The 14,287-nt window shown below is 59.6% G+C and carries 21 protein-coding genes; 19 read left to right on the top strand and 2 right to left on the bottom strand.

Annotation, left to right across the window (positions count from 1 at the left end):
* Positions 1-26: 26 nt before the first annotated feature.
* Positions 27-728 (top strand): aquaporin Z, encoded by a 702-nt coding sequence (gene aqpZ, locus ACCQ08_RS21395; RefSeq protein WP_239810513.1) that lies wholly within the window; start codon positions 27-29, stop codon positions 726-728.
* A gap of 70 nt (positions 729-798) precedes the next feature.
* Here the strand turns inward: aqpZ and glpK are convergent, their stop codons facing one another.
* Positions 799-2,292, bottom strand: coding sequence for a glycerol kinase GlpK (gene glpK / locus ACCQ08_RS21390; RefSeq protein ID WP_239810514.1), 1,494 nt, complete (start codon positions 2,290-2,292; stop codon positions 799-801).
* A gap of 67 nt (positions 2,293-2,359) precedes the next feature.
* Positions 2,360-3,133, bottom strand: coding sequence for a DeoR/GlpR family DNA-binding transcription regulator (locus ACCQ08_RS21385; protein ID WP_239810515.1), 774 nt, complete (start codon positions 3,131-3,133; stop codon positions 2,360-2,362).
* Positions 3,134-3,479: 346 nt separating this feature from the next.
* Here ACCQ08_RS21385 and ACCQ08_RS21380 point away from each other — a divergent pair, with 346 nt between their 5' ends.
* The 18 genes from ACCQ08_RS21380 (at position 3,480) to rplQ (ending at position 14,066) form a co-directional block, all read left to right on the top strand.
* On the top strand, positions 3,480-5,078 hold the full coding sequence (locus ACCQ08_RS21380; RefSeq protein WP_239810516.1) for a glycerol-3-phosphate dehydrogenase/oxidase: 1,599 nt from the start codon (positions 3,480-3,482) through the stop codon (positions 5,076-5,078).
* Between the two features lie 226 nt (positions 5,079-5,304).
* Positions 5,305-5,673 carry a 50S ribosomal protein L14 gene (rplN, locus tag ACCQ08_RS21375; protein WP_027016133.1) on the top strand — a complete coding sequence of 123 codons (369 nt, stop codon included), beginning with the start codon at positions 5,305-5,307 and terminating at the stop codon, positions 5,671-5,673.
* 12 nt (positions 5,674-5,685) lie between these two features.
* Positions 5,686-6,003, top strand: a complete 318-nt coding sequence (rplX, locus tag ACCQ08_RS21370) for a 50S ribosomal protein L24 (RefSeq protein WP_133855839.1) — start codon at positions 5,686-5,688, stop codon at positions 6,001-6,003.
* Between the two features lie 10 nt (positions 6,004-6,013).
* Positions 6,014-6,562, top strand: a complete 549-nt coding sequence (rplE, locus tag ACCQ08_RS21365) for a 50S ribosomal protein L5 (RefSeq protein ID WP_133855838.1) — start codon at positions 6,014-6,016, stop codon at positions 6,560-6,562.
* A gap of 8 nt (positions 6,563-6,570) precedes the next feature.
* Positions 6,571-6,876, top strand: coding sequence for a 30S ribosomal protein S14 (rpsN, locus tag ACCQ08_RS21360; protein WP_021028309.1), 306 nt, complete (start codon positions 6,571-6,573; stop codon positions 6,874-6,876).
* A gap of 18 nt (positions 6,877-6,894) precedes the next feature.
* The gene (rpsH, locus tag ACCQ08_RS21355) at positions 6,895-7,290 is read left to right on the top strand and encodes a 30S ribosomal protein S8 (RefSeq protein ID WP_021028310.1); all 396 of its coding nucleotides are present in this window, start codon (positions 6,895-6,897) and stop codon (positions 7,288-7,290) included.
* Between the two features lie 26 nt (positions 7,291-7,316).
* Complete coding sequence (gene rplF, locus ACCQ08_RS21350) at positions 7,317-7,850, top strand: 50S ribosomal protein L6 (RefSeq protein WP_027011216.1); 534 nt, start codon at positions 7,317-7,319, stop codon at positions 7,848-7,850.
* Positions 7,851-7,861: 11 nt separating this feature from the next.
* Positions 7,862-8,227, top strand: a complete 366-nt coding sequence (gene rplR, locus ACCQ08_RS21345) for a 50S ribosomal protein L18 (RefSeq protein WP_021028312.1) — start codon at positions 7,862-7,864, stop codon at positions 8,225-8,227.
* A gap of 15 nt (positions 8,228-8,242) precedes the next feature.
* On the top strand, positions 8,243-8,761 hold the full coding sequence (rpsE, locus tag ACCQ08_RS21340) for a 30S ribosomal protein S5 (protein ID WP_239810517.1): 519 nt from the start codon (positions 8,243-8,245) through the stop codon (positions 8,759-8,761).
* 11 nt (positions 8,762-8,772) lie between these two features.
* Positions 8,773-8,955, top strand: coding sequence for a 50S ribosomal protein L30 (gene rpmD, locus ACCQ08_RS21335; RefSeq protein WP_066475638.1), 183 nt, complete (start codon positions 8,773-8,775; stop codon positions 8,953-8,955).
* Positions 8,956-8,966: 11 nt separating this feature from the next.
* Positions 8,967-9,398, top strand: a complete 432-nt coding sequence (gene rplO, locus ACCQ08_RS21330; RefSeq protein ID WP_239810518.1) for a 50S ribosomal protein L15 — start codon at positions 8,967-8,969, stop codon at positions 9,396-9,398.
* 21 nt (positions 9,399-9,419) lie between these two features.
* The gene (gene secY / locus ACCQ08_RS21325) at positions 9,420-10,739 is read left to right on the top strand and encodes a preprotein translocase subunit SecY (RefSeq protein WP_239810519.1); all 1,320 of its coding nucleotides are present in this window, start codon (positions 9,420-9,422) and stop codon (positions 10,737-10,739) included.
* 93 nt (positions 10,740-10,832) lie between these two features.
* Positions 10,833-10,946 carry a 50S ribosomal protein L36 gene (gene rpmJ, locus ACCQ08_RS21320; RefSeq protein WP_003050535.1) on the top strand — a complete coding sequence of 38 codons (114 nt, stop codon included), beginning with the start codon at positions 10,833-10,835 and terminating at the stop codon, positions 10,944-10,946.
* 22 nt (positions 10,947-10,968) lie between these two features.
* Positions 10,969-11,334: a 30S ribosomal protein S13 gene (gene rpsM / locus ACCQ08_RS21315; protein WP_239810520.1), complete on the top strand. Its 366-nt coding sequence runs from the start codon at positions 10,969-10,971 to the stop codon at positions 11,332-11,334.
* Between the two features lie 18 nt (positions 11,335-11,352).
* Complete coding sequence (rpsK, locus tag ACCQ08_RS21310) at positions 11,353-11,754, top strand: 30S ribosomal protein S11 (protein WP_021028318.1); 402 nt, start codon at positions 11,353-11,355, stop codon at positions 11,752-11,754.
* A gap of 82 nt (positions 11,755-11,836) precedes the next feature.
* Positions 11,837-12,460, top strand: a complete 624-nt coding sequence (rpsD, locus tag ACCQ08_RS21305) for a 30S ribosomal protein S4 (protein WP_133855831.1) — start codon at positions 11,837-11,839, stop codon at positions 12,458-12,460.
* A gap of 119 nt (positions 12,461-12,579) precedes the next feature.
* Positions 12,580-13,575: a DNA-directed RNA polymerase subunit alpha gene (locus ACCQ08_RS21300; protein WP_021028320.1), complete on the top strand. Its 996-nt coding sequence runs from the start codon at positions 12,580-12,582 to the stop codon at positions 13,573-13,575.
* 104 nt (positions 13,576-13,679) lie between these two features.
* Positions 13,680-14,066 (top strand): 50S ribosomal protein L17, encoded by a 387-nt coding sequence (gene rplQ, locus ACCQ08_RS21295; protein WP_021028321.1) that lies wholly within the window; start codon positions 13,680-13,682, stop codon positions 14,064-14,066.
* The last annotated feature ends 221 nt before the right edge of the window (positions 14,067-14,287 follow it).

The following is a 14,287-nucleotide window of genomic DNA, read 5'->3' as shown; positions in this document are numbered from 1 at the left end:
GTCTGACTGATGAAGGGGTAAACACAATGACATCCAACCTGCAGAAATGGTCGGCGGAGTGCCTGGGTACGTTCTGGCTGACGTTTGGTGGTTGCGGCAGCGCCGTGCTGGCCGCTGCCTTTCCCGAGGTGGGTATTGGCCTGCTGGGCGTGTCGCTGGCCTTTGGTCTGACGGTGCTGACGGGTGCCTATGCCTTTGGTCCGATTTCGGGTGGCCATTTCAACCCGGCAGTCTCGGTGGGCCTGACGGTGGCCGGGCGCTTCAAGGCATCAGATCTGCCGGGCTACATCATTGCCCAGGTGCTGGGCGCCATCGTGGCCGCTGGCCTGCTGTACCTGATTGCCAGCGGCAAGGCGGGTGCCCAGGTGACCGATCTGGCGACCAATGGCTTTGGTGAGCACTCGCCAGGCAAGTTCTCGATGCTGGCAGCGCTGCTGACCGAAGTGGTGCTGACGGCCGTGTTTCTGCTGGTGATTCTCGGCTCGACCACGAAGAAGGCTGCCGTGGGCTTTGCCGGCATGAGCATTGGCCTGTGCCTGACCTTGATCCACCTGATCTCGATTCCGGTCACCAATACCTCGGTCAACCCCGCGCGCAGCACGGGCCCGGCGCTGTTTGGCCCGTCGATTGCACTGGAGCAGCTGTGGCTGTTCTGGCTGGCCCCGATCGTGGGTGCCGTGATTGGTGCACTGATCCACCGCGCCTTGCTGCGTGGCGATGAGGACTGAGCCAACGCCTTGAAGGCATAGACAGAAACAGGGGCTGCGGCCCCTGTTGTCGTTTTGAAGCGCGGCGGCTTTATCGTGCCGTGGTCTGGCGCACTGCCTGCTCCCAGCGTGCCATCAGCGCATCGGCGCGCGCCTTGTCCTGCGTGGGCATGAAGCGGCGTTCGGCCTTCCACAGCGCCGACAGCTCTTCGCTGTTCTGGTAGATGCCGGTGGTCAGGCCTGCCAGGTAGGCGGCGCCGAGGGCCGTCGTCTCCACACAGGCGGGGCGTACCACCGGAATGCCCAGCAAATCGGCCTGGAACTGCATCAGCAGGTTGTTGACGCTGGCGCCACCATCGACCCGCAACTCGCTCACCGGCTGGCCGCCGTTGGCGACGGCATCCAGGCTCATCGCCTGCAGCAGTGCCGCGCTTTGGTAGGCAATGGATTCCAGCGCAGCCCGCGCAATATGGGCCACCGTGGTGCCCCGGGTCAGGCCGGTGATGGTGCCGCGGGCATCGGCATCCCAGTAGGGGGCGCCCAGGCCGGTAAAGGCGGGCACCATCATCACGCCGCCGCTGTCAGGCACGCTCTCGGCCAGCTGTTGCACCTGACCGCTGTGCTCGATCGCGCGCAGGCCATCGCGCAGCCATTGCACGACCGCGCCGCCGACAAAGACACTGCCTTCGAGCGCGAACTGGGGCTGGCGGTCCGTCTGCGCGGCGCTGGTGCTCAGCAGGCCATTGCGCGAGGGGTGGAACTGGGTGCCGGTATGCATCAGCATGAAGCAGCCGGTGCCATAGGTGTTCTTGGCCATGCCCGGCGCAAAGCAGGCCTGGCCGAACAGCGCGCTTTGCTGGTCGCCGGCCATGCCGCCGATGTGTATCGCCGCGCCCAGCACCTGGGCGGCGGTATCGCCAAAATGGCTGGCGGAGGGCTGCACCTCGGGCATCAGCGAGCGCGGGATGTTCAGCAGATCGAGCAGATCCTGGTCCCAGGTGTTGCTGTGCACATTGAAGAGCATGGTCCGGCTGGCATTGCTCACGTCGGTGACGTGGCGCTGGCCCTGCGTCAGCTGCCAGACCAGCCAGGTGTCGACCGTGCCGAAAGCCAGCTCGCCACGCTCGGCAGCGGCGCGGGCGCCCGGTACATGGTCCAGCAGCCACTGCAGCTTGGTGCCCGAGAAATAGGCATCGACCAGCAGGCCGGTCTTTTGCTGGATGCGCTCGGCATGGCCATCGGCGCGCAGCTGGGCACAGACGGGCTCGGCACGGCGGTCCTGCCAGACCAGGGCGTTGTGGATGGGCTGGCCGGTCTTGCGGTTCCAGACGATGGTGGTCTCGCGCTGGTTGGTGATGCCCAGGCTGGTCACCTGGCTGGCGCTGATGCCTGCGGTTTTCAGCGCTTCCTGCGCCGTCGCCAGCTGTGTGCCCCAGATCTGCATCGGGTCGTGCTCCACATGGCCGGGGCGCGGGTAGATTTGCGGCAGCTCGCGCTGCGCCTGGGCCACGATGGCGCCGTGGCGATCAAACACAATGGTGCGGGAGCTGGAGGTGCCCTGGTCCAGAGCGAGCAGATAGGTCATGTCTCAAAGCCGGTCTGAGCCGGTAGATCAGTCAGTTCAATAAAATGCTTCGGAAGGTGCCTGGCCGTCAGGCGACGGTGCAGCGCACATGGGCTTCCTGCAGCAGCCGGGGGAAGGGATCGGGCGGCGGCGCATCGGTAAACAGCCGGTCGATGCGCGACAGCGGGCCGACTTCCACCATCGCCGGGCGGCCAAACTTGCTGTGGTCGGCGGCCATCCAGACTTCGCGTGCCTGGTCCATGATGGTCTGGGCCACTTTCACTTCGCGGAAGTCATAGTCGCGCAGGCTGCCATCGGATTCAATGCCGGATATGCCGATCAATGCGATGTCCACGCGGAACTGGCGGATGAAGTCCACCGCCGCCTCGCCAATGATGCCCCGGTCCCGGCCGCGCACCACGCCGCCGGCGACGATGACTTCGCAATCGGGGTTGCTGCTGAGCGTGGCTGCCACATTGAGGTTGTTGGTGATGATGCGCAGACCCCGGTGCTGCATCAGCGCGCGGGCAATGGCCTCGGTGGTGGTGCCGATGTTCAGGATCAGCGAACAGTTGTGCGGCACCTGGGCAGCGACGGCCTGCGCAATGCGGGTCTTGCCATCGGCGTTGAGGGCTTCGCGCTGCTGGTGGGCCAGGTTCTCGGTGGTGGAGTTGGGGACGCGCACGCCGCCATGAAAACGGGTGAGCACCCCTGCCTCGGACAGCCGCTGCACATCGCGGCGCACGGTCTGCAAGGTCACCCCCAGGAAAGCGGCCAGCTCCTCGACGGTGGCCGCGCTGCGGCGTTGCACTTCCTGCAAGAGCAGCAGTTGGCGGGGGTTGCTGTTGTTGAGCTCCGTCATGGCGGGATCCGAAACGAATGAAAACGAAAACTCCCGCCAATATAGTGCAAAACGCAACAGTTCCGCAGCAGGGCGGCCGCCTGCACCGTGTGGAGCTACCGCAGCAGCCCATGGCTGGCGCGAGGTTTTGTCATCAAGCTGGCACGACACGCTGGCATGCTGCAGCGCTGATATCCGGGCGTTCCGCGCCAGCAAATTTGGCGATAACGAACAAAAAAGATCAAAAACGAATAAAATTGAGAGACAAAAGCGCAAAAGCGAATCTCGCTTCCAGGCTTTGGCACCTTGCCTCAGGCCTGGCCGGTTCAGGAGCGGGGCAACTCTCAGACCTACATTTCTATATCGCATGTCCACTGCTGCTGCACCGCTGTCCGTTCACCGTACCGATCTGCTGGCCCGTCTGGGCGCCACGCCGGTGTTTGACCTGGTGGTGGTCGGAGGAGGGGCCACCGGCCTGGGGGTGGCGCTGGATGCCGCTGCGCGCGGCTTCAAGGTGGCGCTGCTCGAGGCGATGGACTTCGCCAAGGGCACCTCGTCGCGGGCTACCAAGCTGGTGCATGGCGGCGTGCGTTACCTGGCCCAGGGCAATATCGCGCTGGTGCGTGAGGCGCTGCACGAGCGCACCACCTTGCTGAACAATGCGCCGCATATCGCCCAGCCGCTGGCCTTTGTGATGCCCTCGTACAAGCTGCTGGATACGCCGTTCTATGGCGTCGGCCTCAAGATGTATGACGCGCTGGCAGGCAAGGCGGGCCTGGGCTCCACCCAGTTCCTCTCGGCAGGCGCCACGCGCCGCCTGTTGCCGACCGTGCAGGACAAGGGCCTCAAGGGCGGGGTCAAATACTGGGATGGCCAGTTCGACGATGCCCGCCTGGCCCTTGCGTTGGCCCGCACCGCTGCGGCCAAGGGGGCCTTGCTGGTCAACTACTGTCCGGTGACGGAGTTGATCCAGGAGGACGGCCGCGTCGCCGGCGTCATTTGCAAGGATGCGGAGTCCGGCCAGCGCTATACCGTGCGCGCCCGCTGCGTGGTCAATGCCACCGGGCCCTGGGTCGACCACCTGCGCCAGCAGGATGCGGAGCTGATGGGCAAGCCCGTCAAGCCCATGGTGGCGCCCAGCCAAGGGGTGCATCTGGTGGTGGACCGGGATTTCCTGCCGTCCGACCACGCGCTGCTGGTGCCCAAGACCGCCGATGGGCGCGTGCTGTTCGCGGTGCCGTGGCTGGGCAAGGTGATCCTGGGCACGACCGACACCCCGCGCCATGACTTGGCGCGCGAACCCCGTCCGTTTGACGAAGAGCTGAAGTTCATTCTCAGCGAAGCCGGCAAGTACCTCAGCCGTGCGCCGACCATGGCCGATGTGCGCAGCATGTGGGCCGGCCTGCGCCCGCTGGTCAAGCCGCAGGATGACGATGGCGAGAACACCAAGGGCATCAGCCGGGAGCACACGGTGCTGACCAGCAAGTCCGGCATGGTGACGGTGACCGGCGGCAAGTGGACCACGTACCGCGCGATGGCCGAAGACGTGCTGGAGGCCTGCTTTGATGCCCAGCGCTTGCCCCGCAAGCCCGGTGGGGTGACGGTCAAGCTGCCGCTGGTCGGCACGCCAGCGTCGGGCCGCGCCCAGCACAGCATGCACATGGCCCAGGGCATGCATTCCTATGGCAGCGAGGCGGAATTCGTTGCAGCCTTGCCAGGCGCCGATGTCTGGCTGGCCAATGGCCTGAGCGAGGCGATGGTGCGCTTTGCTGCACGCTATGAATATGCGCGCACGGTGGAAGACGTGCTGGCCCGCCGCAGCCGGTTGCTGTTTCTGGATGCGCGCCTGGCGGCCAAGCTGGCACCGCGCGTGGCTGCCATCCTGCAGGAAGAATTGGGGTCGGATACGGCGCTGACGGCCTTCCTGGTGCTGGCGCAGCAGTACGCCGGCGAAAAAGTGGCGTAAAAATACCAATTTACCACTGGTTTGGTTGCGCACTCTTGACGGAGTGTGCTAGCTCTGCCAGAATAGAGGGCTTCGCGTTTAATGCGCGAGGTTTCTGCCCAGGAGAAGCATCGTAAATGGTTGCGGTGTGGACGACGGGCCCAAGACTGACTGGCTGCTTGGCTGTCCATGAAGATTAATTCTTATTGGGCTGTCTGGTCTGCTGGTGCAAGTTGGGAATATTGAAATGATCCAGACAGAATCTCGACTCGAGGTTGCCGACAATACCGGCGCGAAGTCTGTCCAGTGCATCAAAGTGCTGGGTGGTTCGCACCGTCGCTATGCGAGCGTTGGTGACATTATCAAGGTGAGCGTGAAAGAAGCTGCTCCACGTGGCCGCGTCAAAAAAGGCGAGGTTTACAGTGCTGTGGTGGTGCGTACCGCAAAGGGTATTCGCCGTGCTGACGGTTCGCTCGTCAAATTCGATGGCAACGCCGCTGTGTTGCTCAACGCCAAGCTGGAGCCTATCGGCACCCGCATCTTTGGCCCCGTGACCCGTGAACTGCGTACCGAAAAGTTCATGAAGATCGTGTCGCTGGCCCCCGAAGTTCTCTAAAGGAATAGCACTATGAACAAGATTCGCAAGGGCGACGAAGTTATCGTGCTGACCGGCCGTGACAAGGGCAAGCGTGGCGTTGTGACGCTGCGTGCGGACGACTCCCACCTGGTGATCGAAGGCATCAACATGGTGAAGAAGCACGTCAAGCCAAACCCCATGAAGGGCACCAACGGCGGTATCGTGGAAAAGGCCATGCCTATCCACCAATCCAACGTGGCTATCTTCAATGCGGCAACCGGCAAGGCTGATCGCGTGGGCATCAAGGTGAACGCCGACGGCGCACGTGTTCGCGTGTTCAAGTCCAATGGCGCTGATATCGCAGCCTAAGGAGTAAGACATGGCAAACGTTGCACGACTGCAAAAACAATACCGTGAGCAAATTGCTCCCGAACTGATGAAGAAGTTCGGCTACACCTCCTCGATGGAAGTGCCTCGCCTGACCAAGATCACCCTGAACATGGGTGTGAGCGAAGCCGTTTCCGACAAGAAGGTGATGGACAACGCCGTGGCTGACCTGACCAAGATTGCTGGTCAGAAGCCTGTGGTGACCAAGGCCAAGAAGGCTATCGCCGGTTTCAAGATCCGCGAAGGCCAAGCTATCGGCTGCATGGTGACCCTGCGTGGCGTTCAGATGTATGAATTCCTGGACCGTTTCGTGACCGTGGCTCTGCCCCGCGTGCGTGACTTCCGTGGTATTTCTGGCCGCGCCTTTGATGGCCGTGGCAACTACAACATCGGCGTCAAAGAACAAATCATCTTCCCTGAAATTGAGTACGACAAAGTCGACGCACTGCGTGGTCTCAACATCAGCATTACGACGACTGCGAAGAATGACGACGAGTGCAAGGCACTGTTGCAGGCTTTCCGCTTCCCGTTCAAGAACTGAGGTGATGCATGGCTAAACAAGCACTGATCCAACGCGAACTGAAGCGTGAAAAGCTGGCTGCCAAGTACGCAGCCAAGTATGCAGAACTGAAGGCCATCGCCGGCGACGCAAAGCGTTCCGACGAAGAGCGTGATGCAGCCCGTCTGGGCCTGCAAAAGCTGCCTCGCAATGCAAACCCCACTCGTCAACGTGCACGTTGCGAAATCACGGGTCGTCCCCGTGGCACTTTCCGTCAATTCGGTCTGGGCCGCGCCAAGATTCGTGAACTGGCATTCGTCGGCGCCATCCCTGGCGTGACCAAGGCCAGCTGGTAAGCAGTCAGGAGATTAAACATGAGCATGAGTGATCCAATCGCTGACTTGCTGACCCGTATCCGTAACGCACAAATGGTGTCCAAAGCCACCGTGCTGGTTCCTTCCTCCAAAGTGAAGGTTGCCATTGCACAGGTTTTGAAGGACGAGGGTTACATCGATGGCTTCGAAGTGAAGACCGAAGATGGCAAGTCTGAACTCGCAATTACCTTGAAGTACTACGCTGGTCGCCCAGTGATCGAGCGTATCGAGCGCGTGAGCCGTCCTGGCCTGCGTGTGTACAAGGGCTGCACTGCAATTCCTCAAGTCCAGAACGGTCTGGGTGTTGCAATCGTGACCACGCCTAAGGGTGTGATGACCGATCGTAAAGCGCGCGCTGCCGGTGTCGGCGGTGAAGTGCTTTGCTATGTGGCTTAACGCGGCATTGAAGGAGAAATACTGACATGTCCCGTGTAGCAAAAATGCCTGTGAGCATCCCCCAAGGTGTGGATGTCTCCATCAAGGAAGACCAAATCAGCGTCAAGGGCGCCGGCGGCACGCTGCTGCTGACCCCCAACGCCCTGGTCAAGGTTTCCAACAACGACGGTAAGCTGGCTTTCGAGCCGGTGAATGACTCCCGTGAAGCCAATGCCATGAGCGGCACCATGCGTCAGCTGGTGAACAACATGGTGGTTGGTGTGAGCAAGGGCTTCGAGAAGAAGCTGTCGCTCGTCGGCGTGGGTTACAAGGCCGCTGCTTCTGGCAGCAAGCTGAACCTGAGCGTTGGTTATTCCCACCCAGTCAACTTTGAAATGCCTGCTGGCATCACCGTGGCCACCCCTACCCCTACGGAAGTGGTGATCAAGGGTGCTGACCGCCAACGCGTTGGTCAGCTGGCAGCCGAGATTCGTGCCGTTCGTCCTCCCGAGCCTTACAAGGGCAAGGGCATCCGTTATGCGGATGAGAAGGTCACGATCAAAGAGACTAAGAAGAAATAAGGAGCTGCATCATGTTGAACAAGAAACAGCAGCGTCTTCGTCGTTCCCTGCAAACCCGTATCCGCATTGCCAACCAAGGCGTTGCGCGTTTGACGGTGAACCGTACGAACCTCCATATCTATGCCACGATCATTTCCGGCGACGGCACCAAGGTGATTGCAACCGCATCTACGGCAGAAGCCGAAGTGCGCAGCAACCTGGGCGCAGCTGGCAAGGGTGGCAACACCGCCGCAGCTACTCTCATCGGCAAGCGCATCGCTGAAAAGGCGAAGGCAGCTGGCGTTGAGAAGGTTGCATTCGACCGTGCAGGTTTTGCCTACCACGGCCGCGTCAAGGCTCTGGCTGATGCAGCCCGCGAAGCCGGCCTGCAGTTCTAAGCGGAGTGGATAGAAATGGCTAAATTTTCCCCCAAAGTGCAAGACGAAGGTCGTGACGACGGTTTGCGCGAAAAAATGATCGCGGTCAACCGCGTCACCAAGGTTGTGAAGGGTGGTCGTATTCTCGGCTTCGCTGCACTGACCGTGGTTGGCGACGGTGACGGCCGCGTTGGCATGGGCAAGGGCAAGTCCAAGGAAGTGCCTGCTGCCGTGCAGAAGGCTATGGAAGAAGCCCGTCGCAACATGATCAAGGTGTCGCTGAAGAACGGCACCCTGCATCACACCGTGATGGGTCACCATGGCGCTGCCAACGTGATGTTGGCTCCTGCTCCCAAGGGTACCGGTATCATCGCCGGCGGCCCCATGCGCGCCGTTTTCGAAGTTCTGGGCATCACCGACATCGTGGCCAAGAGCCATGGTTCGTCGAATCCCTACAACATGGTTCGCGCCACTTTCGACGCTTTGAACAATTCCACGACCCCTGCGGAAGTGGCTGCAAAGCGTGGCAAGTCGGTTGAAGACCTGTTCGTCTGATCGGAGTCACTATGACAACGCAACAAACTGTGAAGGTCCAACTGGTGCGTAGCCCGATTGGTACCAAGCAAGACCACCGCGCCACTGTGCGTGGTCTGGGTCTGCGCAAGCTGAACAGCATCAGCGAACTGAAGGACACCCCCGAAGTGCGCGGTATGATTAACAAGATCGCCTACCTGGTGAAGGTTCTCTGAAAGGATTGATGATGGAACTCAATAGCATCAAGCCTGCAGCAGGTGCCAAGCACGCCAAGCGTCGCGTAGGTCGCGGTATCGGTTCGGGTCTGGGTAAGACCGCCGGCCGTGGTCACAAGGGTCAGAAGTCGCGTTCGGGTGGCTACCACAAGGTAGGCTTCGAAGGCGGTCAGATGCCTTTGCAGCGTCGCCTGCCCAAGCGCGGTTTCAAGTCCACCACGTTGAAGTTCAACGCCGAAGTGTCCCTGGCTGCTCTCGAGCTGCTGGGTGCTGCGGAAGTGGATCTGGCAGTGCTCAAGCAAGCTGGTCTGGTTGGCCAACGCGCCAAGGTCGTCAAGGTGATCAACACCGGTGCACTGTCCAAGGCTGTCAAGCTGAACGGCATTGGCGCCACCGCTGGTGCCAAGGCTGCGATCGAAGCTGCTGGCGGTAGCCTCGCCTAACCCTTTCTGAAAGATTCATCAGTGGCTACGAACACCGCAACTATTGCAAAGACCGGTAAATACGGCGATCTGCGTCGTCGTTTGGTTTTTCTGTTGCTGGCGCTGATCGTCTACCGCATCGGAGCTCACATTCCGGTGCCTGGTATCGATCCCAACCAGTTGCAGCAGCTGTTCAATAGCCAACAGGGTGGCATCCTCAACCTGTTCAACATGTTCTCGGGCGGAGCGCTCTCGCGCTTCACCGTGTTTGCACTGGGGATCATGCCGTACATCTCGGCATCGATCATCATGCAATTGATGACCTACGTCGTCCCGACATTCGAACAGATGAAGAAAGAGGGCGAAGCCGGCCGTCGCAAGATTACCCAGTACACCCGTTACGGTGCCCTGGCGCTTGCGCTGTTTCAGTCGCTCGGCATTGCCGTGGCACTGGAAGGCACTGCCGGTTTGGTCCTCAGCCCTGGTTTCGGGTTCCGTCTTACCGCTGTGGTCAGCCTGACCGCCGGTACGATGTTCCTGATGTGGCTGGGTGAACAGATCACCGAGCGTGGTTTGGGCAACGGGATCTCGATCCTGATCTTCGCCGGTATCGCTGCGGGTCTCCCCAGCTCCATCGGTGGATTGCTCGAATTGGTGCGTACTGGTGCGATGAGCATCATTGCCGCGATCTTCATTGTTCTCGTAGTGGCAGCCGTGACGTACTTCGTCGTGTTTGTCGAGCGTGGACAGCGCAAGATCCTGGTGAACTATGCGCGCCGTCAGGTTGGAAACAAGGTGTATGGTGGTCAGTCTTCGCACTTGCCACTGAAGCTGAACATGGCTGGTGTGATTCCTCCCATCTTCGCTTCGTCGATCATCTTGCTGCCTGCCACTGTTGTGAACTGGTTCAGCGCTGGCGAATCGATGCGTTGGCTCAGGGACATTGCTAGCACGTTGACCCCCGGTCAGCCGATCTATGTGATGTTCTATGCCGCAGCGATCATCTTTTTCTGCTTCTTCTATACGGCCTTGGTTTTCAACAGCCGCGAGACGGCCGATAACCTGAAGAAGAGTGGTGCCTTTATTCCCGGGATTCGACCAGGGGATCAGACAGCACGTTATATTGATAAGATTTTGGTGCGTTTGACGCTTGCGGGTGCTGTTTACATCACCTTCGTGTGTCTGCTGCCAGAGTTCTTGATCCTGAAGTACAACGTTCCGTTCTATTTCGGTGGCACTTCCTTGTTGATCATCGTGGTGGTGACCATGGACTTCATGTCCCAGGTCCAGAATTACATGATGTCTCAGCAGTATGAGTCGCTTCTGAAGAAGGCGAACTTCAAGGCCTCAGCCAAAAACTGAGATCGACAGGAAAGTGTGCCCTCCAGTCTGTTCGGGCTAAATATTTGAAATGCCGTCACAGACTGGAGCGGATGGAAGTTTTAGGAGAATGAAATGAGAGTTTCAGCTTCGGTAAAGAAGATTTGCCGTAACTGCAAGATCATCCGTCGCAAGGGTGTCGTACGCGTGATCTGCACCGACCAGCGCCATAAGCAGCGCCAAGGTTAATCTAAAGTATTAGAGGACACAAATGGCACGTATTGCTGGTATTAACATCCCTCCGCACAAGCATGCGGAGATCGGCCTGACCGCTATCTATGGCATCGGTCGCACCACCGCTCGCAAGATCTGCGAAGCTGCTGGTATCGACTACGCCAAGAAAGTCAAGGATTTCTCGGACGCTGATCTGGAAAAGATCCGCGACGCCATCGCTCACCTGACCCTGGAAGGTGACCTGCGCCGTGAAACCACGATGAACATCAAGCGTTTGATGGACATCGGCTGCTACCGCGGTTTCCGTCATCGTCGTGGTCTGCCCATGCGTGGTCAGCGTACCCGCACCAATGCCCGTACCCGCAAGGGTCCGCGCAAAGGCGCAGCGGCTTTGAAGAAATAAAGAGATTGAAGGTACACAATGGCTAAGTCTCAGAACAATGCAGCTGCACGTGTACGTAAGAAAGTTCGCAAGAACATTTCTGACGGCATTGCACACGTTCACGCTTCGTTCAACAACACCATCATCACGATCACCGACCGCCAAGGCAATTCCCTGTCTTGGGCTTCGTCGGGTGGCCAGGGTTTCAAGGGCTCGCGCAAGTCGACGCCTTTCGCAGCCCAGGTTGCTTCCGAAGTGGCCGGCCGTGCTGCCATGGAACAGGGCATCAAGAACCTGGACGTCGAGATCAAGGGCCCAGGCCCAGGTCGCGAGTCTTCGGTGCGTGCTCTGGGTGCATTGGGCATCCGCATCACGTCGATCTCCGACGTGACGCCTGTCCCGCACAACGGCTGCCGCCCTCAAAAGCGTCGTCGCATCTAACTCACCATAAGCCCACCGCCGCCAGTGCATGGTGCTCTGGCGGCTCCCGCATTTTTGCGGTAGCTGAAAAAAGGATATTCAAGTGGCACGTTTTATTGGCCCCAAGGGCAAACTTTCCCGCCGCGAAGGCGTAGACCTGTTCCTCAAGAGCGCACGTCGCTCGATCGCGGATAAGGTCAAGCTGGACACCAAGCCAGGTCAACACGGCCGTACTTCCGGCACACGTACCTCGGACTACGGTCTGCAACTGCGTGAAAAGCAAAAGGTCAAGCGCACCTACGGTGTGCTGGAGAAGCAATTCCGCCGTTACTTCGCTGAAGCCGATCGTCGCCGTGGCAACACCGGCGCGAACCTGCTGAGCCTGCTGGAAAGCCGTCTGGACAACGTGGTGTACCGCATGGGCTTTGGCTCGACCCGCTCCGAAGCGCGTCAGCTGGTGTCCCACAAGGCCATCACCGTGAACGGCCAATCCGTCAACATCCCTTCGTACTCCGTGAAGGAAGGCGACGTGGTTGCTGTGCGCGAAAAGTCGAAGAAGCAAGCCCGTATCATCGAGTCGCTGCAACTGGCCGGTCAAGTGGGCTTCCCCGCTTGGGTGGATGTGTCGGCTGACAAGGCTGAAGGCGTCTTCAAGAAGTCCCCAGACCGCGATGAATTCGGTGCTGACATCAACGAATCGCTGATCGTCGAATTGTATTCTCGTTAATTTCCCGGTCGTTTTCGACTGCGAAAGTGTATCCGTCCCAGAACCGCGAGGCATCGCGGTTCTGGTGCTTCACCAGCCTTACCGGTGTAACGAGCCGGGGGTATTGAGAGGAAGTTTGCATGCAGACCAATTTGCTGAAACCCAAGACAATTAACGTAGAACAGCTGGGCCACAATCGCGCCAAGGTAGAGCTGGAGCCGTTTGAACGCGGTTACGGGCACACGCTGGGCAATGCGCTGCGTCGTGTTCTGCTGTCCTCGATGGTGGGTTATGCAGCGACGGAAGTGACCATTGCAGGTGTGCTGCACGAGTACTCGTCTATCGACGGCGTCCAGGAAGATGTGGTCAACATCTTGCTGAACCTCAAGGGCGTGGTGTTCAAGCTCCACAACCGTGACGAAGTGACGCTGAGCCTGCGCAAGGATGGCGAAGGCGTAGTGACGGCAGCTGACATTCAGACGCCTCACGATGTAGAAATCATCAACCCTGATCATGTCATCGCCAACCTGTCGCAAGGCGGCAAGCTGGACATGCAGATCAAGGTGGAAAAAGGCCGTGGCTATGTGCCCGGTAACGTGCGCCGCTACGGTGACGAGTCGACCAAGTCGATCGGCCGCATTGTGCTGGACGCATCGTTCTCGCCGATCAAGCGCGTCAGCTACACGGTCGAATCCGCCCGTGTGGAGCAGCGTACCGATCTGGACAAGCTGGTTCTCGAGATTGAAACCAACGGCGCCATCGCTGCAGAAGATGCAGTGCGCTCGTCGGCCAAGATCCTGGTGGAACAGCTCGCCGTGTTTGCGCAGCTCGAAGGCGGCGCATTGGATGTGTTCGACCAGCCAGGCGGCCAGGCGCGCAACAACGCCACGTTCGACCCGATCCTGCTGCGTCCTGTGGACGAGCTGGAGTTGACCGTGCGTTCTGCCAACTGCCTGAAGGCCGAAAACATCTACTACATCGGTGACCTGATCCAGCGCACCGAAAATGAGTTGCTCAAGACCCCGAATCTGGGTCGCAAGTCGCTCAACGAGATCAAGGAAGTTCTGGCTTCCCGTGGTCTGACCCTGGGTATGAAGCTTGAAAACTGGCCACCAGCCGGTTTGGAAAAGCGTTAAGTTATAATGGAGAGCTCTCCCAATGGTGGGGGAGCTCAATCGTAGTGCGTCGAACAGTACCTGATACGGCTGTTTGATTGAACCAATCTAAAAGGAAAAGCACCATGCGTCACGGACACGGCCTCCGCAAACTGAACCGCACCTCGTCTCACCGTAAGGCGATGCTGCAAAACATGATGAATTCGCTCATCGAGCACGAAGCCATCAAGACCACCGTTCCTAAAGCCAAGGAACTGCGCAAGGTGATCGAGCCCATGATCACGCTGGCCAAGGTGGACACCGTTGCCAACCGCCGTCTGGCATTCGACCGTCTGCGCAGCCGCGACAGCGTGACCAAGCTGTTCAATGTGCTGGGTCCTCGCTCGGCCAACCGTCCTGGCGGCTACACCCGTATCCTGAAGATGGGTTTCCGCGTGGGCGACAACGCGCCTATGGCCTATGTTGAACTGGTGGACCGCGCTGAAGAAGCCGGTGATGCCGCAGCTGAATAAGCCCTCTGCAGGTTCACATTGAGAAAGCCCACTTCGGTGGGCTTTTTCTATGCTCGCGAGGCCTTGGCCGCCGTTGCCACACCCCTCCCCAGGCCAGATTGCACAAATAGTTTTCCAAATGATGACAAAGCGCTTCGTATTAAGGAAAACCCGCGCTATAATGCTAGTGCGCGATGGAGCAGTCTGGTAGCTCGTTGGGCTCATAACCCAAAGGTCGGAGG

The organism is Comamonas sp. SY3, from assembly GCF_041730275.1.
Lineage (GTDB): Bacteria > Pseudomonadota > Gammaproteobacteria > Burkholderiales > Burkholderiaceae_C > Comamonas > Comamonas sediminis.
The sequence above is the reverse complement of the archived record's forward strand: the minus strand, read 5'-3'. Positions and strand labels throughout refer to the sequence as shown.

Coding starts and splice junctions, on each gene's coding strand:
- rplE (WP_133855838.1), top strand. CDS start 6,014: ATGGCAAACGTTGCACGACTGCAAAAACAATACCGTGAGCAAATTGCT.
- rplQ (WP_021028321.1), top strand. CDS start 13,680: ATGCGTCACGGACACGGCCTCCGCAAACTGAACCGCACCTCGTCTCAC.
- rpmJ (WP_003050535.1), top strand. CDS start 10,833: ATGAGAGTTTCAGCTTCGGTAAAGAAGATTTGCCGTAACTGCAAGATC.
- ACCQ08_RS21300 (WP_021028320.1), top strand. CDS start 12,580: ATGCAGACCAATTTGCTGAAACCCAAGACAATTAACGTAGAACAGCTG.
- glpK (WP_239810514.1), bottom strand. CDS start 2,292: ATGACCTATCTGCTCGCTCTGGACCAGGGCACCTCCAGCTCCCGCACC.
- rpsH (WP_021028310.1), top strand. CDS start 6,895: ATGAGCATGAGTGATCCAATCGCTGACTTGCTGACCCGTATCCGTAAC.
- rpsE (WP_239810517.1), top strand. CDS start 8,243: ATGGCTAAATTTTCCCCCAAAGTGCAAGACGAAGGTCGTGACGACGGT.
- rpmD (WP_066475638.1), top strand. CDS start 8,773: ATGACAACGCAACAAACTGTGAAGGTCCAACTGGTGCGTAGCCCGATT.
- ACCQ08_RS21385 (WP_239810515.1), bottom strand. CDS start 3,133: ATGACGGAGCTCAACAACAGCAACCCCCGCCAACTGCTGCTCTTGCAG.
- rpsN (WP_021028309.1), top strand. CDS start 6,571: ATGGCTAAACAAGCACTGATCCAACGCGAACTGAAGCGTGAAAAGCTG.
- ACCQ08_RS21380 (WP_239810516.1), top strand. CDS start 3,480: ATGTCCACTGCTGCTGCACCGCTGTCCGTTCACCGTACCGATCTGCTG.
- rplF (WP_027011216.1), top strand. CDS start 7,317: ATGTCCCGTGTAGCAAAAATGCCTGTGAGCATCCCCCAAGGTGTGGAT.
- rpsM (WP_239810520.1), top strand. CDS start 10,969: ATGGCACGTATTGCTGGTATTAACATCCCTCCGCACAAGCATGCGGAG.
- rplR (WP_021028312.1), top strand. CDS start 7,862: ATGTTGAACAAGAAACAGCAGCGTCTTCGTCGTTCCCTGCAAACCCGT.
- rplX (WP_133855839.1), top strand. CDS start 5,686: ATGAACAAGATTCGCAAGGGCGACGAAGTTATCGTGCTGACCGGCCGT.
- rpsK (WP_021028318.1), top strand. CDS start 11,353: ATGGCTAAGTCTCAGAACAATGCAGCTGCACGTGTACGTAAGAAAGTT.
- rplO (WP_239810518.1), top strand. CDS start 8,967: ATGGAACTCAATAGCATCAAGCCTGCAGCAGGTGCCAAGCACGCCAAG.
- rplN (WP_027016133.1), top strand. CDS start 5,305: ATGATCCAGACAGAATCTCGACTCGAGGTTGCCGACAATACCGGCGCG.
- aqpZ (WP_239810513.1), top strand. CDS start 27: ATGACATCCAACCTGCAGAAATGGTCGGCGGAGTGCCTGGGTACGTTC.